Here is a 21053-nt window from a genome sequence, read left to right as displayed (position 1 = left end):
AGATGACTGATCAAGTTAACCCAATTATTTATGCTTTTGATATTGTTGAAAACACCTATTACTTTTTTGATCAGCTTGAGGCTGAGCAGGCCTTTCAGCAAGCGGAAGTTAAAGGCGATTATCCAGAGTGGCGAGAGCCTACGCCTATGCTTGAGCTATTAAGAATAAAAGATGCGCTGTTAGGAGAGTTTGCTAAGCGCATCGCATTTTTAGAACTACAACTAGAGCGGGCTGAATTAGGGGCTGATAGCTTTGATTTAGGGGCTAATTAGTATCAAATTCCCAGCCTAGCTCTTGGCTTATTTTTGATACTTGAGGCGCTATTAGATCGATGTCACTTTGTGGCACAGATTTTAGTTGGGTAAACCACTGGTCACCGATTTCGAATGAGTCCAACAGTTGTTGTTTTTGTTCAGCCGTTAGCTCGGGGTTATCTAACAACTGTTGCTTCATGTTCTCGTAGACTTCAAGCTGTGGTTTATACTCTTCCAAGTTTACTGCCAAGATAGCAAATATTACTTGCTCGGTAGTTGCAGCCCAGCTCTCTAAGTTTAAGTTGTATTTATCCAGTACTTGCTTCACTTCGTTAATGTGAGCACTTTGATTGAGCTGAAGAACCATCTGTTCAGCTAACTCGCTAGGGTTTTCTACTTCTTCTAAGGTATTTTCTTCTTCGATTTTTTCAACAATTGGTTTAAGCATTTTGCTCGCTTCAAACCAGTTGTCTATTTGTTGTTGGCTTAAGTTAGCGGCGTTTGCATAAGCGCTTATTAGCAGAAGCAGCAGAGGTAGCAATCTCATTAATACATCCTAAATATGGTGTCTATTTATAAAATAGTGGTCTTAAAGACAAAAATAAAGCGGGCAGTGCCCGCTTTAGGTTGTTTCTGCTTAATTTACTAAGCTTTAATTGCATCCGTTAAATGCGGACGAATTGTAGATAACATGTGTTTTAGTACTTTAGGGTTTGCACATACAACATTTCCACTTTGGTAGAAATCAGTGTTGCCGCTAAAGTCTGTAACAATGGCACCTGCTTCGCGAGCAATTAGTTCACCTGCTGCGATGTCCCAAGGCTTTAAGTTTAATTCAAAGAAACCGTCTAAACGACCAGCGGCTACATAGGCTAAATCTAAAGCGGCAGAACCAGCACGGCGCATGTCTCCACACTCAGCAAAGATTGCTCCGAACATGGCTAGATAGCTGTCCATGTAGTGTTTGCGTTTGAATGGGAAGCCGGTACCAATTAGTGTGCCTTCTAAATCTTTAGCTTTAGTAACACGTAAACGGTAACCGTTTAATTGCGCACCTTTACCGCGTGAAGCAGCAAATAACTCGTTACGAAGAGGGTCGTAAACTACGCCGTGTTCAGTTTTACCGCGAACCCGTAGCGCAATAGAAATAGCAAAGTGAGGAATGCCCTTAATAAAATTGGTGGTTCCATCCAATGGGTCTATCACCCATTGATATTCATCATCTGTGCCTTTAGTTAGACCGCTTTCTTCCGCGATGAACGAATGATCCGGGAAAGCATTTTTAATGGTGTCGATAATGCTTTTCTCAGCGGCTTTATCAACATTAGTTACGTAGTCGTTAGTGCCTTTTGTTGTCGCTTCAACTTTATCTAGCTGTTCGTAAGCTTGAGTTACGACTTTACCTGCATTTCGCGCAGCGCGAATCGCAATGTTTAGCATAGCATGCATGAATTACCACCAATTTGTAGAAAGAACATAAAATAACCGCCGGATTATAGGGAAAACCAAAATTAAACACAATTGATTATAGGCACTCTAGATAAACTTTTTCCAATCTAGCTGCTAAGGCTATGGCTATGTTACAATCCCGCGCAACAAATTTAGGGTGAAGTAAAAGTAATGTTGGAAAATGTTCGAGTGGTTTTAGTTGGCACTAGTCATAGTGGCAATATTGGCTCTGCAGCCAGAGCAATGAAAACCATGGGAATTAGCGATTTGTGCTTAGTAGCTCCAGAAGCTGAGATTGATGGTAAGTCGGTTGCGCTATCTGCTGGTGCATCGGATGTGTTGGGTGGTACCACAATTGTCTCAGAGTTATCAGAAGCAGTTGCAGACTGTCAGCTAGTTATTGGCGCCAGTGCCCGTTCTCGAACTTTAGATTGGCCGATGGTTGATGGGCGAGAAGCCGGTGTTAAACTCGCCGCAGAGGCCCAGCAGGGTAAAGTCGCTATTGTGTTCGGTCGTGAGAGCAGTGGTTTAAACAACCCAGAGTTACAGCAATGCCATTATCACGTTTGTGTACCAGCTAACCCCGAATATAGTTCGCTAAACTTAGCAATGGCTGTTCAGCTATTATGCTACGAAGTGCGTATGGCGTTTCTAGACCTGCAAAATACCCACCCAGAAGCTGCTCCCGAAGATTACCCTCATGCCGATGATTTAGAGCGTTTTTATCAGCATTTCGAACAGTCTATTGCTGACTCAGGTTTTATCATCAAGCCACACCCGGGCAAAGTAATGGAAAAAGTACGACGAATGTTCAACCGTATTCGTATGGAAAAACAAGAGCTTAATGTAATGCGTGGCATTTTAACTTCTTTTGACAAGCATATTTCTAAACCTGAAAAATAAACCTGACTAATTTAGTAGGTTTTATACTTGACTAAATTACTAGGGTATGGAAAGATTGTGACCAAGTTCACGGGAAAAAATAGGTTTGATATGCGCTTAACTTCTAAGGGACGCTACGCCGTTACAGCGATGTTAGATGTTGCTCTTCATATGGAAGAAGGGCCGGTCTCTTTAGCTGATATTTCTGAGCGACAAGGTATTTCTTTGTCCTATTTAGAGCAGCTGTTTTCAAAATTACGTAAACATGGCTTAGTAACCAGTGTGCGTGGCCCTGGTGGCGGATATCGCCTAGGTATGGACGCTGATGATATTGCAGTAGGCATGGTGATTCACGCTGTTGATGAGTCGATTGACGCAACACGTTGTCATGGTTCTGCAGACTGCCAAGGCGGCAAACCTTGCCTTACCCACTCATTGTGGAATGACTTAAGTGAAAGGATTGCCGACTTCTTAGATAACATAAGCTTGGGTGGCTTAATGCGTGAGCGACAAATTGTTCATGTAGCGCATAATCAAGACCAACTTCAGCACGTTGATAACAACACGATACAAATTAGTTTATGACGCTCGCTTTCGCCGAGTAGTAACGGAGAACTTTAATGAAATTACCAATTTATCTTGATTATTCAGCAACCACTCCGGTTGATCCGCGGGTTGCTGAAAAGATGATGCAATACCTTAGCGTAGATGGTATTTACGGTAACCCTGCTTCACGTTCACACCGTTTTGGCTGGCAAGCAGAAGAAGCTGTAGATATTGCCCGCAACCAAATTGCCGACCTAGTAAATGCCGACCCTCGTGAAATCGTATTTACCTCGGGAGCGACAGAATCAAATAACCTTGCTATTAAGGGTGCTGCTCACTTTTACAATAAAAAGGGTAAGCACATCATCACGTGTAAAACTGAGCACAAAGCTGTGCTAGATACTTGTCGCCAATTAGAGCGAGAAGGTTACGAAGTGACTTATTTAGACCCAGAAAGCAACGGTGTTATCAGCCTTGAGACCTTAACCGAAGCATTACGTGACGATACGGTTCTTGTGTCTATCATGCATGTGAACAACGAAATTGGCGTAATCCAAGACATTAAAGCGATTGGCGAATTATGTCGCTCTCGTAAAATTTTGTTCCATGTCGATGCTGCACAAAGCGCAGGTAAAGTTGAGATCGACCTTCAAGAGCTTCCTGTAGATATGATGTCTTTCTCAGCACATAAGGTTTATGGGCCAAAAGGTATTGGTGCTTTGTACGTGCAGCGTAAGCCACGCATTCGCCTAGAAGCGCAAGTACATGGCGGTGGCCATGAGCGCGGAATGCGTTCTGGTACCTTACCTACTCACCAAATTGTTGGAATGGGTGAAGCCTTTGCTATTGCTAAACAAGAGATGGCAAAAGATAACGAGCACATTCGCGCTTTACGTGACCGCTTTTGGGCAGGCATTAAAGATATTGAAGAAACCTATGTAAACGGCGACTTTGAACAACGTGTAGTAGCTAACTTAAATGTGAGCTTTGCGTATGTTGAAGGTGAGTCATTGATAATGGCGCTTAAAGATTTAGCTGTTTCATCAGGTTCTGCGTGTACCTCTGCAAGCTTAGAGCCGTCGTATGTTCTGCGCGCACTAGGCTTAGATGATGAACTCGCACACAGTTCTATTCGTTTCTCTTTTGGCCGTTTCACTACTGAAGAAGAAATCGATTACGCAGTTAAAGTGATTAACGAAGGTATTGGCCGACTCCGCGAAATGTCTCCACTTTGGGACATGTTTAAAGACGGCGTAGACCTCAGCCAAGTTGAGTGGGCACACCACTAAGTATTAAAAATAACGGATTTGGAGAGATATCATGGCTTATAGTGAAAAAGTAATTGATCATTACGAAAACCCGCGTAACGTTGGCGCTTTCGAAGATAAAGATGATAGCCACATTGGCACCGGTATGGTGGGAGCACCAGCTTGTGGCGATGTGATGAAGTTACAACTTAAAGTAAGCGACGAGGGCGTGATTGAAGACGCTCGTTTCAAAACTTATGGTTGTGGTTCAGCAATTGCGTCTAGCTCACTGGTTACCGAGTGGGTTAAAGGTAAGAGTTTAGACGAAGCTCAAGCGCTTAAGAATACCGATATTGCTGAAGAATTAGCCTTGCCGCCTGTGAAGATTCACTGCTCAATTTTGGCAGAAGATGCCATTAAAGCCGCCATTGCTGATTACAAAAAGAAAAACGCGTAGTAGATTTAAGGAGCCATCATGGCTGTATCACTAACTGAAGCTGCAGCAACACATGTAAGTCAATTTTTGAACAACCGAGGTGCGGGCACTGGCGTGCGCCTAGGGGTAAAAACCTCTGGATGTTCAGGCATGGCTTATATTTTGGAGTTTGTAGACCAATTAGCTGAAGACGACAAAGTATTTGAAAGCCACGGTGTAAATGTCATCGTTGATGAGAAAAGCTTACTTTACATCGATGGCACTGAATTAGACTTTGTTAAAGAAGGTTTGAACGAAGGCTTTGTATTTAACAACCCTAACGTAAATGGCGAATGTGGTTGTGGAGAGAGCTTTAGCGTTTAAATGGAACACGCTATGAATCATTTTGAGTTATTCTCTCTACTTCCGTCTTATCAGCTAGACCTAAATGGTTTAGCTGATAGCTATAGAGAGCTGCAACAACAATACCATCCCGATAATTTTGCAGCCGAGTCTAGCGAGCGCCAGGCTCAAGTGATGCAAAAAGCTGCGCAAATCAACGACGCTTATCAAACGCTTAAAGACCCTCTTAGTCGAGCGCAATACTTATTAAGTTTGCACGGTTTAGAGCTTGGAGGCGAACAGCAAACCATCAACGATGTTGCTTTCTTGATGAGCCAAATGGAGTTAAGGGAGCAATTGGCTGAAATAGAGCATGCAGCCGATCCTGAAGACGCTATTGATAACTTCTCAAGGTTATTGAAGCGGCAACGAAGCGACTTGAGCTCAAGCTTTGAAAAAGCCTACAATGAACAAAATTTTGAGCAAGCTGCAGACGATGTTCGCAAACTCAAATTCTATGCACGCCTGCAACAGCAGCTGCTTCAACTGGAAGAGAAAATTTTAGATTACTAATCTATATGGCATTACTACAAATAGCAGAGCCTGGGCAATCGGCTGTTCCTCACCAACATAAACTGGCTGTAGGTATCGATTTAGGTACCACTAACTCTTTGGTTGCAACTGTACGTAGCGGCAAAGCCGTTACTTTAGCCGATCATAGCGGTGATACCTTGCTTCCTTCGGTGGTTCGCTATCATAAAGATGGCGTAGAAGTTGGCAAGCTAGCCAAAGCACAAGCGGTTACCGATCCTCATAACACCATTACCTCGGTTAAACGTTTATTAGGCAAAGATAGCGCAGATATAGACCGTGAACTGTTTCCCTATAACTTTAGTGACGCTAAAACCCCGCATATTCAAACAGTAGCGGGCGATGTTAATCCTATTCAAGTTTCTGCAGAAATTTTAAAAAGTTTAGCAGCGAGAGCTGAAGAGTCATTACAAGGTGAGCCCGATGGCGTGGTTATTACTGTGCCTGCATACTTTGATGACGCACAGCGCCAAGGCACCAAAGATGCGGCTCAGCTAGCTGGTTTACATGTACTGCGTTTACTTAATGAACCGACAGCCGCGGCTATTGCTTATGGATTAGATAGTGGTGACGAAGGCGTAATCGCGATTTATGATTTAGGTGGTGGCACCTTTGATATCTCCATTCTGCGTTTATCTAAAGGTGTATTTCAAGTACTAGCCACCGGTGGTGATTCTGCGCTCGGTGGTGATGATTTTGATGATGCTTTAGTAGAGTGGATAGCTGAACAAGCGCAAGTCAGTGGTATTCGTTCAGCCCAGTTAAAGCGAGAGTTATCACGCATAGCCAATCAAGTTAAAGTAGCCTTAACTGACCAAGAAAGTACCAATATCAATTTGGATATTGACGGTATTAAATGGCAGGGCAGCATTAGCCGCGAGTTATTCGATAGCCTCATTGAAAGCTTGGTGAAGCGCACTATTCGCGCCTGTCGCCGCGCTTTACGTGACGCTGAAGTAGAGCTAGAAGATGTTAACAATGTAGTGATGGTTGGCGGTTCTACCAGAGTGCCAAAAGTGCGTAACGACGTAGCGAATTTTTTTGACAAGCAGCCTTTAACTAACATTGATCCTGACCAAGTTGTTGCGATTGGTGCAGCCATTCAGGCTGACACTTTGGTGGGAAACAAAAAAGATGGTGAGCTGTTACTGCTTGATGTTACACCTCTCTCACTAGGTATTGAGACGATGGGAGGCTTGGTCGAAAAAGTTATTCCACGCAATACCACTATCCCGGTTGCTCGAGCCCAAGAATTTACGACATTTAAAGACGGCCAAACAGCAATGGCTATTCATGCGGTACAAGGTGAACGTGAATTAGTAGATGATTGCCGCTCCTTGGCTAAATTTGCACTAAAAGGTATTCCACCGTTAGCTGCTGGTGCCGCTCATATTCGAGTCACTTTCCAAGTGGATGCCGATGGCTTGTTATCAGTGACTGCGATGGAAAAATCAACTGGGGTGCAATCGTCGGTTGAGGTTAAACCTTCTTATGGCTTAGCCGATGAAGAAGTGGCGAGAATGCTTAAAGACTCCATCACCAATGCCAAACATGATGTCACTATGCGCATGTTGCGTGAGCAACAAGTCGAAGCCGCTCGATTCATTGAAGATATGACTGCAGCTTTAGCCGAAAGTGGCGAACGCTTGCTGCAAGCTGAAGAGCGTCTTGGCATTGAACAAGCCATGCAGCAATTACAAGCTATTGCCGAAGGTGACTCTGTTTCCCAGATAGAGCAAGCTATTAAACATTTAGACAGTATCAGTCAAGATTTTGCCGCAAGGCGAATGGATGATTCCATTAAACAAGCCCTAAGGGGCCAGCAAGTAGATAGGATTTAAGATGCCTAAAGTGATTTTCTTGCCTAACGAGGACTTATGTCCTGAAGGCTCAGTAGTAGAAGCAAAACAAGGTGAAAGCGTATTGGATGTTGCCTTGCGCGAAGGTATCGACATTGAGCACGCTTGTGAAAAATCTTGTGCTTGTACTACCTGCCACGTAATTGTGCGCGAAGGCTTTGACTCGCTTGAAGAAAGCGATGAGCTAGAAGATGATATGCTAGACAAAGCCTGGGGATTGGAGCCCGAGTCTCGTTTAGGTTGCCAAGCAATGGTAAGCGATGAAGACTTAGTAGTAGAAATTCCAAAATACACCATTAATATGGTGTCTGAACAACATTAAGGAACAGGCTGATGGGGTTGCGTTGGATAGATGTTGAGCAAATAGCAATAGAACTGGCCGAGCAATTTCCAGAGCAAGATCCTAAGCAAGTTCGGTTTACCGACTTACACCAATGGGTTTGTCAGTTAGATGATTTTGACGATGACCCACAGCACAGCAACGAGCGCATATTGGAAGCAATTATTTTAGCCTGGATAGATGAACTAGACTAAGTTCCAAGGGCTCGTTGTCGATTACTCAAATGAGGAAGTATTGATGACCGCCGTTATGGATCTAGTTTTATGCGCCAAACCTGCCGCTGCTCAATGGGGCGAAAATGCCTTAGTTAGCTTTGAAGCTAACCAAGTTAATATTCATATCAATTCTGAAGGCGCAGCCCGCCTTCAAGATATTCAAAAAGCCGGCCGAAAATTAGATGCACAAGGCTTAAAGCACCTTTCTTTTATTGGCGATAGCTGGGATTTAGAAGCTTGCTGGGCTTTCTATCAAGGCTACTACAACGCTAAACAAGATAACCAACTAGACGTAGTGGTACTAAGTGATGCAGACCAGCAGCGCTTTGATGCGCTTAAGTCTGCTGCTGATTGGACTCGTAAAACGATTAATCTTGGTCCGGCAGCTATTTACCCACAAACTTTATGTGAATCTGCCGCTAGCTTCTTAAGTGGTTTATCTCCGGAACATGTTTCTTATGAGATTATCTCTGGTGAAGATTTACTGGAACAAGGCTGGGTAGGAACTTATCAGGTGGGCAAGGGGAGCAGCCAAGCTCCAGCGATGTTGCAGTTAGATTTTAATCCTAGTGGAAACCCAGATGAGCCAGTGGCCGTAGCCCTAGTAGGTAAAGGTATTACCTTTGACTCAGGCGGTTATAGCCTTAAGCCTTCCGACGGCATGTCAATCATGAAAAGCGATATGGGTGGCGCTGCCACGGTTACGGGTGGTTTAGGTTTAGCTATTGCTAATGGCCTAAACAAACGTGTGAAGCTATATTTGTGCTGCGCTGAGAACATGGTATCGGGAGATGCTTACAAGCTGGGCGACGTAATTACTTACAAAAATGGTGTTACGGTAGAAGTGCTTAACACTGACGCTGAAGGTCGCTTGGTGTTAGCTGATGGTTTAATTGCCGCTAGTGAGCAGAAGCCTCAAGTTATTATCGATGCAGCTACCCTAACGGGCGCAGCTAAAATGGCCTTAGGTCGTGACTACAATGCAGTGTTTGGCTTTGATGATGAGTTGGTTCATCAAGCCTTACAAGCTGCCAAACAGGAGCACGAAAAAGCTTGGCCTCTGCCCCTAGAACCTTTCCATAAAGGGCAAATTGGCTCTAGCTTTGCTGATATTGCCAATATTTCTTCAGGCGAGGGCATGGCCGGCGCATCTACTGCTGCAGCTTTCTTAGCCCATTTTGTTGAAAATGCAGAAGAAAACTGGCTGCATTTTGATATGTCAGGCTCTTATCAAAAATCTGGTAATGCACTTTGGGCAACTGGGGCAAAGGGGCATGGTATTCGCACCATTTCACGGTTGTTAACTGAGTTGAGCTAACTTATCATTCACTTACAATATCAAAGAGTGATATTCACCCAATTTTAGATGGAGCTAGTTAATGGCCTTAGAACGTACTTTTTCTATACTTAAGCCCGATGTGGTGGCGAAAGACGCAATTGGTGCAATTTATGCGCGTATGGAGTCTGCCGGTTTGCGTATTGTTGCTGCTAAAATGGTGCATTTGTCGCAAGAACAAGCCGCAGGGTTTTATGCAGAACATGAGGGAAAACCATTTTACCCGCCATTGATTGAGTTTATGACATCGGGGCCAATCATGGTGCAAGTGCTTGAAGCTGAGAATGCGGTGCAGCGTTATCGTGAATTATTGGGCGCAACCAATCCGGCAGAAGCCGCTGCCGGTACCTTACGGCATGACTTTGGCTCAGGCATGCCACCAAACGGCACCCATGGCTCCGATTCGCCTGAGTCAGCGTCGAGAGAAATTGCCTATTTCTTTGAAGACAATGAAATTTGTCCTAGATAAGTCAAATGGGGCAAAAGCTTCTTTGGCAAATGCGGCTTAATAGTTAAAAACTTATTAGCTGCCAACTGGCGCCGAGTACAGAGATTAACTGGCTTTCTGCTGTTATTATTTGTACAATTCGGCGCTTTTTTTATTTGGTCGATCGTGGAGTTGAGCGATGAGTGAGACAAAAACAAATTTACTTGATTTTAATCGAGCTGGATTACGTCAGTTTTTTGCTGAGATAGGTGAAAAACCATTTCGTGCCGATCAGGTAATGAAGTGGATTTATCACTTCGGTGTCGATGACTTCGACCAAATGAACAATATTAATAAAGCCTTACGCGAAAAGCTTAAGCGTTTGGCCGAAGTGCGCGCACCAGAAATTAGCACTGAGCAACGCAGCGCAGATGGCACCATTAAATGGGCGATGTTAGTGGCTGGTCAAGAGATCGAAACCGTTTATATCCCTGAGGGTGACCGCGCGACATTATGTGTATCTTCACAAGTTGGCTGCGCGCTGGAATGTACCTTCTGCTCTACTGGCCAACAGGGTTTCAACCGTAACTTAAAAGTGTCTGACATCATTGGTCAAGTTTGGCGAGCAGCTCAAGTGATCGGCCACAAAGGCATCGAAGGAAAACGTCCAATTACCAATGTGGTAATGATGGGTATGGGTGAACCGTTGCTAAACCTAAACAACCTGATCCCAGCCTTAGAGTTAATGCTAGACGATAACGGCTATGGCCTGAGCAAGCGTCGCGTAACAGTAAGTACTTCTGGTGTGGTTCCGGCCTTAGATAAATTAGGTGATAAACTGGATGTGGCGTTAGCTATTTCACTGCACGCTCCTAACGATAAGCTGCGCAGTGAAATCATGCCGATCAACGATAAATACAACATCGAAGCCTTTTTGGCTGGTGTAAAACGTTATATCGACAAATCAAACGCTAATAGAGGCAAGGTAACTGTTGAGTATGTATTACTCAATGGCGTTAATGACTCTATGGAGCAAGCCCACGAATTAGCCGAAGTCTTACGCGATACTCCATGTAAAATTAACTTAATTCCATTTAACCCTTACCCTGGTTCGCCGTTTACCAAACCGAGTAACAGCCGCGTAGATCGTTTTAGTAAGGTATTAATGGAATATGGCTCAACGGTAGTGGTTCGTAAAACCCGTGGCGATGACATTGATGCGGCCTGTGGACAGCTAGCAGGTGACGTTGTCGACAGAACCAAAAGAACCATGAAAAAACGGATGCAACAACAAGAAATTTCAGTCACAATTCAATAACTAACCTTATCGAAGGACGGATATGAAACACTGGTTGTACTTGTTTTTGGTTGTGTTTTTGGTTTCTGGTTGTGTAACCGAAACCCGTGTGAACGGACAAGAAGTAAACAATAAAGATAAGCAGCTTGATAAAGACACTGCCGCTAAAACGCGCATTAGTTTGGCTTTGCGCTACTTAGAAGCTGGCGATGCAGAACAAGCAAAACGTAATTTGGAGCTGGCGCAAGAGCTGGCGCCTAATCTGGTTGATGTTTACATCGCCCAAGCCCATTTCTATCAAAGCGTTCGCCAGCCGGAGCGAGCACTAGATGCCTATAAACGCGCTACATCTATAGCGCCACGTAATGGCGATGTTCTTAATAACTATGGAGTGATGCTCTGTAAGCAAAAAAAGTATGACCAAGCTGAGGAGTTATTTAAGCAGGCGTTAGCTAACCCAGAGTATATTCAGGTCGCTGGCACCAATGAAAATGCTGGTTTATGTGCCTTAACTGCCGGTGATTTAGATAAAGCCTTAGATTATTTTACCAGTGCCTTAGCTTACAATATTCGCAGGCCCGCTTCTTTGCTTGGTGCTACCGAAGTTTACCTCAAAAAAAATAAACCTGAGCAAGCCCGATTATATCTGCAACGGTATGATAGTATGGCTGAAACTACGGCGGAAAGCGCCTTCGCGTGGGTTCGCTTAGAAAGTGCAGCCGACAACTTTGCTGAAGAAGCACGTTGGGGCTTAACTTTACAACAGCAGTTCCCTAAATCTGAACAGACAAAACGATACATCGCTAATGACTACTAAAGCCGAATCAGAGCAAACAGAGCTAAGTGAAGACATTGAAGTTGTTAGCCCTGGGCAGATGCTGCAAGAAGCACGAGTTGCAGCCAAGCTAAGCCAAAATCAAGTTGCCGAGCGCTTAAAACTACGTTTACAAGTAATAAAGGATATAGAAGGCGATAGCTTCGATAGTGGTTTATCAAATACTTTTATAAAGGGCTACTTGCGCGCTTACGCACGTTTATTGAATCTTTCTGAAGATCTAGTGCTTTCTAGCTATACCCATTTGCATGATGCTCATGAACAACGCACAGAGATGCAGAGCTTTTCTGGGCGGATAAAGCAAGAAACTCATGACAGTCGTCTGATGAAATTTACCTACTTAGTGGGCCTTGGTATTGTTGTTCTGCTGGTGATTTGGTGGTGGCAAGAGAAGAGTCAACAAGTAGATTTTAGTCAGGCCAGCCCTGCTAGTTCAGAAAGTCGGATTATAGAACCGACCAGCGAGCTCGAAGTGGATGTTACTCCAGAAGCGAGTGCTGAAAATATCCAAGCGCTAAGCTCTGTTGAAGCTGAAGCTCCCCAAGCGCCATCGGCAAAACCTGTAGAGGCTGTTTCAGAGCCTGTTGTAGAAGCTGAAAATGCGGTTGATGCGAAACCAAAAGTTGAGTCCCAAATGGCGCTAGAGCCAGTCGCCGAGCCCTCTACTGAATCAGCGTCAAATGAGCCTGCTTCGCAAGCGTCTGGGGCCACCGCAATAAACAGCCCAGCTCCTGAGCAAGAAACAGAAGTAAACCAAGTAGCAACTTTAACTGCCTTAAACATGAGTTTTGAAAATGAGTGTTGGGTAGAGATTAGAGATGCTACAGGTAAACGCTTGGTGGCAGACATTAAACAGCCTGGTCAATCACTCTCTGTAACTGGTCCTTCTCCTTATAGTATCGTGCTTGGCACTAATGCAGGCGTGAGCGTAAGTTACGGACAAGAATCAATCGACTTATCGTCATTTACACGCGGTAAAGTTGTGCGCATGCAAATACCAAACAATTAAGATCTTTCGATTATTATGAATCAACCAACTCCGATTAAACGCCGTAAATCAACACAGATTATGGTGGGTAATGTGCCAGTGGGCGGAGACGCGCCCATCACTGTGCAGTCTATGACCAATACACGTACTACTGATGTTGCTGCAACGGTTGAGCAAATAAACCGAATTGCTGCAGTGGGTGGTGATATTGTGCGCGTTTCAGTGCCAACCATGGATGCTGCTGAAGCCTTCAAACAAATTAAGCAGCAGGTCTCAATTCCTGTAGTGGCTGATATTCATTTCGATTATCGCATTGCCTTAAAAGTAGCGGAGTATGGCGCTGATTGTTTACGTATTAACCCAGGTAATATTGGTAACGAACAGCGCATTCGCTCGGTAGTGGATGCTGCACGTGAGCGCAATATCCCAATTCGTATTGGTGTTAATGGCGGTTCCTTGGAAAAAGATTTGCAGGAGAAGTACGGCGAACCCACTCCAGAAGCGTTGGTTGAGTCTGCGATGCGTCATGTCGATATACTCGATCGCTTGAACTTCGATCAATTTAAAGTGAGTGTGAAAGCCTCTGATGTTTTCCTTGCCGTAGGCGCTTATCAAGGATTGGCCAGCCGAATCGACCAACCTCTACATCTTGGTATTACAGAGGCCGGCGGTTTACGCAGCGGTTCGGTTAAATCGGCAGTTGGCTTAGGTATGTTGTTATCACAAGGGATCGGCGATACCTTGCGAGTCTCTTTAGCAGCCGATCCCGTTGAAGAAATCAAAGTAGGTTTTGATATTCTTAAGTCTCTGCGTATTCGCTCTCGCGGTATTAACTTTATTGCTTGCCCAAGCTGTTCTCGCCAAGAGTTTGATGTTATTTCAACGGTTAACGCTCTCGAGCAGCGTTTAGAAGACATTGTAGAGCCAATGGATGTTTCTATTATCGGCTGTGTGGTAAATGGCCCAGGTGAAGCGCTTATCTCTGATTTAGGCATTACCGGTGGCAACAAAAAAAGCGGCTTTTATCAAGATGGTGTGCGCCAAAAAGAGCGTTTCGATAATGACGACTTAGTAGATGCTTTAGAAGCGAAAATCCGCTCGCGTATCGCGATTAAAGACATTACCGAAAGCTAATCTGCATTTAAATTTACCTCTTTGCTTAAAGGCCCTATAATCGAGGGCCTTTAATAATTATTGACCTGTTTTATTCGAGATTAATGTGGCTAAACAAATACAAGCAATACGTGGCATGAATGATTGCCTACCAAGTGATACTCCCGCTTGGCAGAAGGTCGAATCAGTAATTCGAGATGTGGTGGCAGCCTACGGTTACAACGAAATAAGAATGCCGATTGTAGAAAGCACTGATTTGTTTAAGCGCTCTATCGGTGAAGTGACTGATATCGTAGAAAAAGAAATGTATACCTTTGAAGATCGTAATGGTGATAGCTTAACCTTGCGACCTGAAGGCACAGCCTGTTGTGTACGTGCAGGCAACCAAGCAGGTTTGTTATACAACCAAGAGCAGCGTTTGTGGTACATGGGGCCAATGTTCCGCCATGAACGCCCACAAAAAGGTCGTTACCGCCAGTTTCATCAAGTAGGCGTTGAGTCTTTTGGTATTGCCAGCGCTGATATCGATGCTGAAGTAATTATTTTGTCTGCGCGCTTTTGGAAAGCCTTTGGCTTGGAAAACCACGTTACTTTGCAGCTTAACAGTTTAGGTTCAAACGAAGCACGTGCTAACTATCGTGATGCTTTGATTGCTTACCTAGAGCAGCATAAAGAAGCCTTAGACGAAGATGCAAAACGTCGCATGTACAATAACCCTTTGCGTGTTCTCGACAGTAAAAATCCTGAGGTGCAAGCGATGTTAGTTGACGCACCTAGCCTTAGTGAATACCTAGACCAAGAAAGCAAAGATCACTTCGAGCAACTATGTGCGTTGCTAGATAACGCAGGGATCGCTTATGAACTAAACCCGCGTTTGGTTCGAGGTCTTGATTACTATAACCGCACTGTGTTTGAGTGGGTAACATCAAGCTTAGGTTCACAAGGTACTGTATGTGCTGGCGGCCGTTACGATGGTTTGGTAGAGCAATTGGGCGGCAAAGCAACGCCTGCTGTTGGTTTTGCCATGGGTATGGAACGTTTAGTTCTATTGCTGGAAACACTCGAGTTACTGGGTGATTTACCATCAAGTGCCGATGTTTATGTGATCAATGCCGGAGAAGGAACACTTGGCGCAGCATTTTCGTTAGCCGAACAATTGCGAGATGCGTTACCCTCTGTTCGGGTGATGAGCCACTGTGGTGGCGGAAACTTTAAAAAACAATTTAAGCGAGCTGATAAGTCAGGCGCTAAAGTGGCATTGATCATCGGTGAAGATGAGTTAGCCAACCAGCAGGTTACTGTAAAGTACCTACGCGAAGATATTCAACAGCAGTGCATCGCTCAATCAGAGTTAGTTGCTTTGCTTAATACCGTATTAGTTTAGTTAAGGAGACGCTGTGGACATTTATTCCACTGAGGAACAGCAAGTTCAAGCCATCAAAGACTGGTGGAAGAAAAACGGAACATCAGTTATTGGCGGTTCGGTACTAGGTTTAGCTGCTGTATTTGGCTGGCGCTATTTTGGCGAATACCAAATTGAGCAAAAAGAAGCGGCTTCAGATGCTTTTCAACAAGTGGTTAGTCAACTAGCCACAAATAATGAAGAGTTAACTCCTTTAGCAAATTTTGTAGCAGCTAACCAAGGTGACAAAAACTATTCAGTATTTGCATCATTACTGTTAGCAAAAGAACTAGTGGTTAAAGAAGATTATGCTCAGGCGCAAACTCAGCTTAACCTAGCGCTTGAAGGTGCACCCGAAGAGCTTAAAGGCATGATCTATACTCGACTCGCTCGTGTACAAGCACAATTAGCCGAATTTGATAATGCCTTAGCCAGCCTAGATAAAGTGACTGAGCCCGCTTTAGTGGCAACTGTTGAACTGATTAAAGGTGATATTTACTTGCAACAGGGTGAGCAAGCATTAGCTCGTCAAGCCTATCAAGCGGCTGTTGCTGCTGGTGCAGCAGAGCAAGACCCTAGTGTTAACCTAAAACTTAATGATCTAACTGAAGTTGAGGCTGCTAATGGTTAAAGCTTGGCGTGTTGCTAGCTTTGCTTGTTTACTCGTTGGCTTGTCGGCGTGTTCTTTGTTCAACTCTGAAGAAGATGTTGTGCAAATGGCACCCGTGCCTGAGTTTGAAAACCAGTTTACAGTAGGCAAACAGTGGGAAACCCGAGTAGGCAAAGGTGTTGACGATTACTTCTCGGCGCTGTCGCCAGTTGTCGCCTACGATTCAGTGTTTGCCGCTGCCCGCTATGGTCAAGTGCGTGCCTTTGATTTAAACGGTAAACGCTTGTGGGACCAAGATTTATCTCGAGTTGAAAGTAACAATCGCTTCTCGGGTAACACCCCTAATGCACGTGTTTCTGGTGGCTTAACTGCTGCGTATCGCCGTATCTATTTGGGCACCGAAAACGCCGACGTATTTGCGTTAAATGCAGAAACCGGTGAAATAGTTTGGCAAGCTGAAGTGGCTGGTGAAGTGCTAGCGGCTCCTGCTGTAGAAGACAGTTTGGTGGTAGTTATCACCAGTAATGGCCATTTAGTTGCACTAGATGCTCACTCTGGTGAACAAAAGTGGGATATTAAAATTGATCAGCCAGCACTGTCGTTGCGCAGCAAAGCGCCACCTATTATTTCTAACGGCGCGATAATTTTAGGTCGTAGTGACGGTAAAATTGGCCTGTATCTTTTAGAAAGTGGTCAATTGCTGTTTGAAACAAAGTTAGCCCAGCCTAAGGGGTCTACTGAGATTGACCGAATTGTAGATGTGGATAGTAAGCCAGCCTTGATTGGCTCTCAGCTCTATGCGGTTGCTTACAACGGAAACCTTATTTCGGTTAATTTACGCAGTGGCGAAGAAGAATGGAAGCGCAGTTATTCTGCCTACCAGAATATTGCTTCTTCGGGTTTAAACCTATTTGTTACTGACGTTAGTGACAATGTTTATAGCATTGAGCGCAACAACGGCATAGAGAAATGGACCCAAGGTGCTTTGTCTTACCGTATCGTTACTGCACCCGCAGTAGACGGAAATAAGGTATTAGTAGGGGACAGCGAAGGCTACTTATATTGGCTTGATCGTGAAACCGGCGAGTTTGCTAGCAAAATGTTAGTAGATAAAAGCGGCTTATATGTTGCGCCTGTGGTAACCTCCGACAAAATTATCCTTCAAACACGAAGTGGTAAGTTAATTGCGCTAGATCGCAGTTAAGTTGTTATAATTATGAACAAAAGGCTCATGGTGAATTAACCATGAGCCTTTGTCATGTCATTTATTCTAGAAAATGAGGCCCTTATGCTTCCTGTTGTCGCCTTAGTGGGACGCCCAAATGTTGGCAAATCTACTTTATTTAACCGCCTTACACGTAGCAGGGATGCCTTAGTCGCTGATTTCCCAGGACTGACTCGTGACCGTAAATATGGTCAAGCCAAAGTCGCGGAGCAAGAATTTATTGTTATTGATACCGGCGGTATTGATGGCGATGAAGAAGGCATTGATGCAATGATGGCGCAGCAGTCTTTGCAAGCTATTGAAGAAGCTGATGCTGTTCTGTTTTTGGTAGATGCGCGCGCTGGAATGACCATTGCTGATGAGGCGATTGCCCATCATTTACGTAAACAAGAAAAGAAAGTTTTCTTGGTTGCTAATAAAACTGACGGCATTGATGCTGATACTGCCTGTGGCGAGTTTTATGCCTTGGCGATAGGTGAAGTTCATCAGATTGCAGCAGCTCATGGCCGCGGCGTAAACATGTTGTTAGAAGAAGCACTGCGCCCCTTTGTTACTGAGCAGGCTGAGAATCAAGCGGAAGAGCCAGAGTTAGAGCAAGCTGATACGCAAGAAATGACCGAGTCAGAACTTGATGAGTTAGCGCAGAAGTTTGCCGATCTTCCAATAAAACTGGCCATTGTTGGTCGCCCCAACGTGGGTAAATCTACGCTGACTAATCGGATTCTGGGTGAAGACCGAGTGGTAGTGTACGACATGCCAGGTACCACCCGAGACAGTATTTACATCCCTATGCAGCGAGAAGATCAAGATTACATCTTGATTGATACAGCAGGGGTACGTAAGCGCGGTAAGGTGACAGAAACAGTAGAAAAGTTCTCGGTTATTAAAACCCTTAAAGCAATTGAAGACGCTAATGTGGTGATGCTGGTAATCGACGCAAAAGATGGCATTTCAGATCAAGATTTAAGTTTGCTTGGCTTTGTGTTGAATGCCGGTCGCGCCTTAGTGCTTGCCGTTAATAAATGGGATGGTTTAGACAACGAACATAAAGAGCGGATTAAAACTGAACTGGATAGACGTTTGGGCTTTATCGACTTTGCACGCGTTCACTTTATTTCCGCATTGCATGGTACTGGCGTTGGCCACCTTTATGAATCGGTTCAGGAGGCATACGCAAGCGCCACTAAGCGCGTTTCTACCTCTATGTTAACCAAGATTATGCAGATGGCTCAAGACGACCATCAGCCGCCGTTAGTGCGCGGTCGTAGGGTTAAATTACGTTATGCCCACGCTGGCGGCTATAATCCACCTCGTATCGTTGTTCATGGTAATCAGGTTAACTCTTTACCAGACTCTTATAAGCGTTATTTAATGAATTATTACCGCAAAGCCCTAGAGATTATGGGCACGCCAATTCGCGTAGAGTTTAAAGAAGGTGATAATCCATTCTCAGATAAGAAGTCAAAACTTACCATGGCTCAAGAACGCCGTCGTAAAAAAATGCAAAATGTAAGTAAGTATAAAAAATCGTAGAGGAACACTATGACTACTGAAGTTGCTTGCCCAGAATGTGATGGACAGTTACAACACGAACATGACCACTGGTTGTGTGGCGCCTGCCACCATAAGTTCTCGCAGCGAGTGCATTGTGATAAATGCGATGCTGAACTAGAAAAGCTAAAGGCCTGTGGTGCAGTAGATTATTTTTGTAATAGCTGCAACGAGTTAAAATCTAAGCGAGCTGTTATTCGGCGTTTCGAGCGCTTAGACAGTTAATTAAAAAGGCGGCCACTGGCCGCCTTTTTTGAGAGTGGAGCTAGCAACTTAGTTACTTGCAACGCTTTTTAGTATCTCTGGCCACTGTCGATAAATCATGTAATGACCTTGTTCAGGAACGACAGTGAGCTTAGCGTTGGCTGCGCGCTCGACAAAGCGCTCGGCAAGCACCAATGGAATATGCCTGTCTTGCTCACCATGGAAGAGCTGCGTAGTAACTTTAACGTCTTCAATATCAAAACCCCAAGGTGACATCACTTGACGCACCTCATCAGAAAAAGCATTACCGCCTTGGATCTTTGATTCTTTTAAATAACGGCCAAACTTTTCTCGAAATTGTGGGCTCTCAAATAGCTCAACATCGGCACCTTCTAGATCGCGGGCTAATACCTTAAATAATTTGTTGGGGTCTTTGTGCAGGCCCTTATCAAGAATGTTAGTAAACAGGCGATGCATACTCGGGAAGTCACGAGCCAGCTTCATGTGCATGCGATATAGCTTGGCAGTGGCCTCGTAATCACTGTCGTAGGTGAGGGCATCACCCGAACTTACAATGGTCATACTGCTAATCCGCTCAGGAATTTTTGCTGCGCAGCAGGCTGCGTAAACGCCTCCTGTGGCATAGCCAAGTAACTGAACCTGCTCTAGCTCTAAATGGTCGAGTAGCGCCGCTAAGTCTTTTGACCAATTTACAAAGCCGTAGTTTTCGCAGTAGTCAGAACCACCAAATCCGGGGCGGTCGATGCTGATTAAGCGCAAACCTAGGTGTTTTGCTAAATCAACATCATCATAGAAGTTCTCTAAACGGCTACCTAAAATACTGTGGCAATAAACCACCGGCTTACCCTTTGGACTACCGTATTCTTGGTAACACAGCTTGCGTTGATCGGGCAGAGTAAAGTAGCGCGCGTTAAGGTCGTGGGCTTCGGCAAAATCAAAGTGGCGACTACTTTGCGATAACATTCCCCACGGCCCGGTTAGCACCAAACTTGCCAATTCGCTTTGGCTACTTACATTGGTTTTTTTGAAGACCGATTTGAGCTGGGTGCGCACGGTGTTGTAACTAACAAAAATTTTATCGGCAATGTCAGGTGGTGACATACCTTGCGCAATGTAATTAACGATGCGCGCTTCTTTTGGGGTTAAGTTGTAACCGTCGGCAAAGGCGGCTAGATCAAGCTCTACATCGGGGCGAGAAGGGGAGATAAATACCACCACACTGGCATTTCGCTCTAAACTTGGGTTTTGCAGATGGTTTACCGGGCTGAGAATCACCATGGTTTGTACATCGGTATCTTGACCAATTTGTATTGGTAAACCGCGACTACTTGATTCGTTCGGCCCTAGTGAAGAAAGTTCTTCAATATATTGATTGAGTAACTCAGTTGACTCGCTTTGTTGGGTGACCAAGTTTTTATTGCGTTGGTATAAGCCTTGGCCAAGTTGCAGAGTTTCTTCTGCTAGCTCGTTGGTGAGCAAAATTTCACTTTTAGCGTTTACCAAAATTACGCCAACCGGAATGTGGTCTAGCAAAGAGTTTAGTGAATGGTTCTTTTCTTCAAGCTGGTAAATGCGCTTGGCGATATTTAAAGCTTGGTTAAAGTGTTCAAGTAAAATTTGGTTTCGTTCAGAGTATTGATTCTGAGCCATCGATAGTTGCGGAGATACCGCATCGAGCATTTGGCTTAATTGTGCCGAAGAGGAGCCTGAGTGACCATGTTCTTCTGTGCTTTGAAGTTCTGGCATCATGTATAGGTGCTCAAGCAAATCGGGCCAATATTCAGGTTCTGCCGCCGCACGGTAAATCATACCGATTAACTGTTCCCTGTTATCGACACTGGTTAGCTCTCGCTCCTTGGTGCTATCCAATGAAATCATAGTATTGCTGCTAATTTATTTTTTAT

The 21053-nt window shown here is 44.5% G+C and carries 24 protein-coding genes; 21 read left to right on the top strand and 3 right to left on the bottom strand.

Going from position 1 to position 21053, the window contains the following annotated elements:
* Window positions 1–2: 2 nt before the first annotated feature.
* Window positions 3–272 carry a hypothetical protein gene (locus K5L93_RS03055; protein WP_220718426.1) on the top strand — a complete coding sequence of 90 codons (270 nt, stop codon included), beginning with the start codon at window positions 3–5 and terminating at the stop codon, window positions 270–272.
* Here K5L93_RS03055 and K5L93_RS03050 read toward each other — a convergent pair.
* Complete coding sequence (locus tag K5L93_RS03050) at window positions 265–801, bottom strand: hypothetical protein (RefSeq protein ID WP_220718425.1); 537 nt, start codon at window positions 799–801, stop codon at window positions 265–267. The two genes, K5L93_RS03055 and K5L93_RS03050, sit on opposite strands and share 8 nt — an antisense overlap.
* Before the next feature lie 98 nt (window positions 802–899).
* The gene (gene suhB, locus K5L93_RS03045) at window positions 900–1703 is read right to left on the bottom strand and encodes an inositol-1-monophosphatase (protein WP_220718424.1); all 804 of its coding nucleotides are present in this window, start codon (window positions 1701–1703) and stop codon (window positions 900–902) included.
* Window positions 1704–1874: 171 nt separating this feature from the next.
* Here suhB and trmJ point away from each other — a divergent pair, with 171 nt between their 5' ends.
* The 20 genes from trmJ to K5L93_RS02945 all read left to right on the top strand — a co-directional run bounded on the left by trmJ (window position 1875) and on the right by K5L93_RS02945 (window position 19149).
* Complete coding sequence (gene trmJ, locus K5L93_RS03040) at window positions 1875–2606, top strand: tRNA (cytosine(32)/uridine(32)-2'-O)-methyltransferase TrmJ (RefSeq protein ID WP_220718423.1); 732 nt, start codon at window positions 1875–1877, stop codon at window positions 2604–2606.
* 90 nt (window positions 2607–2696) lie between these two features.
* Window positions 2697–3170, top strand: a complete 474-nt coding sequence (gene iscR / locus K5L93_RS03035) for a Fe-S cluster assembly transcriptional regulator IscR (RefSeq protein ID WP_220718422.1) — start codon at window positions 2697–2699, stop codon at window positions 3168–3170.
* 35 nt (window positions 3171–3205) lie between these two features.
* Entirely contained in the window at window positions 3206–4420 is a 1215-nt protein-coding gene (locus K5L93_RS03030; RefSeq protein WP_220718421.1) for an IscS subfamily cysteine desulfurase, read from the top strand.
* 31 nt (window positions 4421–4451) lie between these two features.
* Window positions 4452–4835, top strand: a complete 384-nt coding sequence (iscU, locus tag K5L93_RS03025) for a Fe-S cluster assembly scaffold IscU (RefSeq protein ID WP_016401236.1) — start codon at window positions 4452–4454, stop codon at window positions 4833–4835.
* Window positions 4836–4853: 18 nt separating this feature from the next.
* Window positions 4854–5177, top strand: coding sequence for an iron-sulfur cluster assembly protein IscA (gene iscA, locus K5L93_RS03020; RefSeq protein WP_016401235.1), 324 nt, complete (start codon window positions 4854–4856; stop codon window positions 5175–5177).
* A 12-nt stretch (window positions 5178–5189) separates the two neighbouring features.
* Window positions 5190–5708, top strand: coding sequence for a co-chaperone HscB (hscB, locus tag K5L93_RS03015; protein WP_220718420.1), 519 nt, complete (start codon window positions 5190–5192; stop codon window positions 5706–5708).
* A 5-nt stretch (window positions 5709–5713) separates the two neighbouring features.
* Window positions 5714–7567 carry a Fe-S protein assembly chaperone HscA gene (gene hscA / locus K5L93_RS03010; RefSeq protein ID WP_220718419.1) on the top strand — a complete coding sequence of 618 codons (1854 nt, stop codon included), beginning with the start codon at window positions 5714–5716 and terminating at the stop codon, window positions 7565–7567.
* Window position 7568: 1 nt separating this feature from the next.
* Window positions 7569–7907: an ISC system 2Fe-2S type ferredoxin gene (fdx, locus tag K5L93_RS03005; RefSeq protein WP_016401232.1), complete on the top strand. Its 339-nt coding sequence runs from the start codon at window positions 7569–7571 to the stop codon at window positions 7905–7907.
* An 11-nt stretch (window positions 7908–7918) separates the two neighbouring features.
* Entirely contained in the window at window positions 7919–8119 is a 201-nt protein-coding gene (iscX, locus tag K5L93_RS03000) for a Fe-S cluster assembly protein IscX (protein WP_220718418.1), read from the top strand.
* Between the two features lie 43 nt (window positions 8120–8162).
* Window positions 8163–9458: an aminopeptidase PepB gene (gene pepB, locus K5L93_RS02995; protein ID WP_220718417.1), complete on the top strand. Its 1296-nt coding sequence runs from the start codon at window positions 8163–8165 to the stop codon at window positions 9456–9458.
* A 61-nt stretch (window positions 9459–9519) separates the two neighbouring features.
* Window positions 9520–9945 carry a nucleoside-diphosphate kinase gene (ndk, locus tag K5L93_RS02990; protein WP_016401229.1) on the top strand — a complete coding sequence of 142 codons (426 nt, stop codon included), beginning with the start codon at window positions 9520–9522 and terminating at the stop codon, window positions 9943–9945.
* 157 nt (window positions 9946–10102) lie between these two features.
* A complete protein-coding gene (gene rlmN / locus K5L93_RS02985; RefSeq protein WP_152779309.1) occupies window positions 10103–11221 on the top strand; it encodes a dual-specificity RNA methyltransferase RlmN in 1119 nt (372 codons plus the stop codon).
* 22 nt (window positions 11222–11243) lie between these two features.
* Window positions 11244–12017, top strand: coding sequence for a type IV pilus biogenesis/stability protein PilW (gene pilW / locus K5L93_RS02980; RefSeq protein WP_220718416.1), 774 nt, complete (start codon window positions 11244–11246; stop codon window positions 12015–12017).
* Complete coding sequence (locus K5L93_RS02975; protein WP_220718415.1) at window positions 12007–13044, top strand: RodZ domain-containing protein; 1038 nt, start codon at window positions 12007–12009, stop codon at window positions 13042–13044. The genes pilW and K5L93_RS02975 overlap by 11 nt, the downstream gene beginning before the upstream one ends.
* A gap of 15 nt (window positions 13045–13059) precedes the next feature.
* Complete coding sequence (ispG, locus tag K5L93_RS02970) at window positions 13060–14157, top strand: flavodoxin-dependent (E)-4-hydroxy-3-methylbut-2-enyl-diphosphate synthase (RefSeq protein WP_016401225.1); 1098 nt, start codon at window positions 13060–13062, stop codon at window positions 14155–14157.
* Window positions 14158–14242: 85 nt separating this feature from the next.
* A complete protein-coding gene (gene hisS / locus K5L93_RS02965; RefSeq protein ID WP_220718414.1) occupies window positions 14243–15520 on the top strand; it encodes a histidine--tRNA ligase in 1278 nt (425 codons plus the stop codon).
* Between the two features lie 13 nt (window positions 15521–15533).
* Window positions 15534–16169 carry a YfgM family protein gene (locus K5L93_RS02960; RefSeq protein WP_016401222.1) on the top strand — a complete coding sequence of 212 codons (636 nt, stop codon included), beginning with the start codon at window positions 15534–15536 and terminating at the stop codon, window positions 16167–16169.
* Window positions 16162–17352: an outer membrane protein assembly factor BamB gene (gene bamB, locus K5L93_RS02955; protein WP_220718413.1), complete on the top strand. Its 1191-nt coding sequence runs from the start codon at window positions 16162–16164 to the stop codon at window positions 17350–17352. The genes K5L93_RS02960 and bamB overlap by 8 nt, the downstream gene beginning before the upstream one ends.
* 84 nt (window positions 17353–17436) lie before the next feature.
* Window positions 17437–18906, top strand: a complete 1470-nt coding sequence (gene der, locus K5L93_RS02950) for a ribosome biogenesis GTPase Der (protein ID WP_220721427.1) — start codon at window positions 17437–17439, stop codon at window positions 18904–18906.
* Between the two features lie 9 nt (window positions 18907–18915).
* Complete coding sequence (locus K5L93_RS02945; protein WP_220718412.1) at window positions 18916–19149, top strand: zinc ribbon domain-containing protein; 234 nt, start codon at window positions 18916–18918, stop codon at window positions 19147–19149.
* A 48-nt stretch (window positions 19150–19197) separates the two neighbouring features.
* Here the strand turns inward: K5L93_RS02945 and K5L93_RS02940 are convergent, their stop codons facing one another.
* Window positions 19198–21027: an alpha/beta fold hydrolase gene (locus tag K5L93_RS02940; RefSeq protein WP_220718411.1), complete on the bottom strand. Its 1830-nt coding sequence runs from the start codon at window positions 21025–21027 to the stop codon at window positions 19198–19200.
* Between the last annotated feature and the right edge of the window lie 26 nt (window positions 21028–21053).

This window comes from Agarivorans litoreus, from assembly GCF_019649015.1.
Classification (GTDB): Bacteria; Pseudomonadota; Gammaproteobacteria; order Enterobacterales; family Celerinatantimonadaceae; genus Agarivorans; species Agarivorans litoreus.
This window is presented reverse-complemented; position numbering and strand designations above follow the sequence as displayed.

Coding starts and splice junctions, on each gene's coding strand:
- trmJ (WP_220718423.1), top strand. CDS start 1,875: ATGTTGGAAAATGTTCGAGTGGTTTTAGTTGGCACTAGTCATAGTGGC.
- pilW (WP_220718416.1), top strand. CDS start 11,244: ATGAAACACTGGTTGTACTTGTTTTTGGTTGTGTTTTTGGTTTCTGGT.
- K5L93_RS03055 (WP_220718426.1), top strand. CDS start 3: ATGACTGATCAAGTTAACCCAATTATTTATGCTTTTGATATTGTTGAA.
- K5L93_RS03050 (WP_220718425.1), bottom strand. CDS start 801: ATGAGATTGCTACCTCTGCTGCTTCTGCTAATAAGCGCTTATGCAAAC.
- bamB (WP_220718413.1), top strand. CDS start 16,162: ATGGTTAAAGCTTGGCGTGTTGCTAGCTTTGCTTGTTTACTCGTTGGC.
- ndk (WP_016401229.1), top strand. CDS start 9,520: ATGGCCTTAGAACGTACTTTTTCTATACTTAAGCCCGATGTGGTGGCG.
- K5L93_RS02940 (WP_220718411.1), bottom strand. CDS start 21,027: ATGATTTCATTGGATAGCACCAAGGAGCGAGAGCTAACCAGTGTCGAT.
- hscB (WP_220718420.1), top strand. CDS start 5,190: ATGAATCATTTTGAGTTATTCTCTCTACTTCCGTCTTATCAGCTAGAC.
- rlmN (WP_152779309.1), top strand. CDS start 10,103: ATGAGTGAGACAAAAACAAATTTACTTGATTTTAATCGAGCTGGATTA.
- hscA (WP_220718419.1), top strand. CDS start 5,714: ATGGCATTACTACAAATAGCAGAGCCTGGGCAATCGGCTGTTCCTCAC.
- iscU (WP_016401236.1), top strand. CDS start 4,452: ATGGCTTATAGTGAAAAAGTAATTGATCATTACGAAAACCCGCGTAAC.
- ispG (WP_016401225.1), top strand. CDS start 13,060: ATGAATCAACCAACTCCGATTAAACGCCGTAAATCAACACAGATTATG.
- K5L93_RS03030 (WP_220718421.1), top strand. CDS start 3,206: ATGAAATTACCAATTTATCTTGATTATTCAGCAACCACTCCGGTTGAT.
- K5L93_RS02975 (WP_220718415.1), top strand. CDS start 12,007: ATGACTACTAAAGCCGAATCAGAGCAAACAGAGCTAAGTGAAGACATT.
- suhB (WP_220718424.1), bottom strand. CDS start 1,703: ATGCATGCTATGCTAAACATTGCGATTCGCGCTGCGCGAAATGCAGGT.
- der (WP_220721427.1), top strand. CDS start 17,437: ATGCTTCCTGTTGTCGCCTTAGTGGGACGCCCAAATGTTGGCAAATCT.
- iscA (WP_016401235.1), top strand. CDS start 4,854: ATGGCTGTATCACTAACTGAAGCTGCAGCAACACATGTAAGTCAATTT.
- fdx (WP_016401232.1), top strand. CDS start 7,569: ATGCCTAAAGTGATTTTCTTGCCTAACGAGGACTTATGTCCTGAAGGC.
- pepB (WP_220718417.1), top strand. CDS start 8,163: ATGACCGCCGTTATGGATCTAGTTTTATGCGCCAAACCTGCCGCTGCT.
- K5L93_RS02945 (WP_220718412.1), top strand. CDS start 18,916: ATGACTACTGAAGTTGCTTGCCCAGAATGTGATGGACAGTTACAACAC.
- iscX (WP_220718418.1), top strand. CDS start 7,919: ATGGGGTTGCGTTGGATAGATGTTGAGCAAATAGCAATAGAACTGGCC.
- iscR (WP_220718422.1), top strand. CDS start 2,697: ATGCGCTTAACTTCTAAGGGACGCTACGCCGTTACAGCGATGTTAGAT.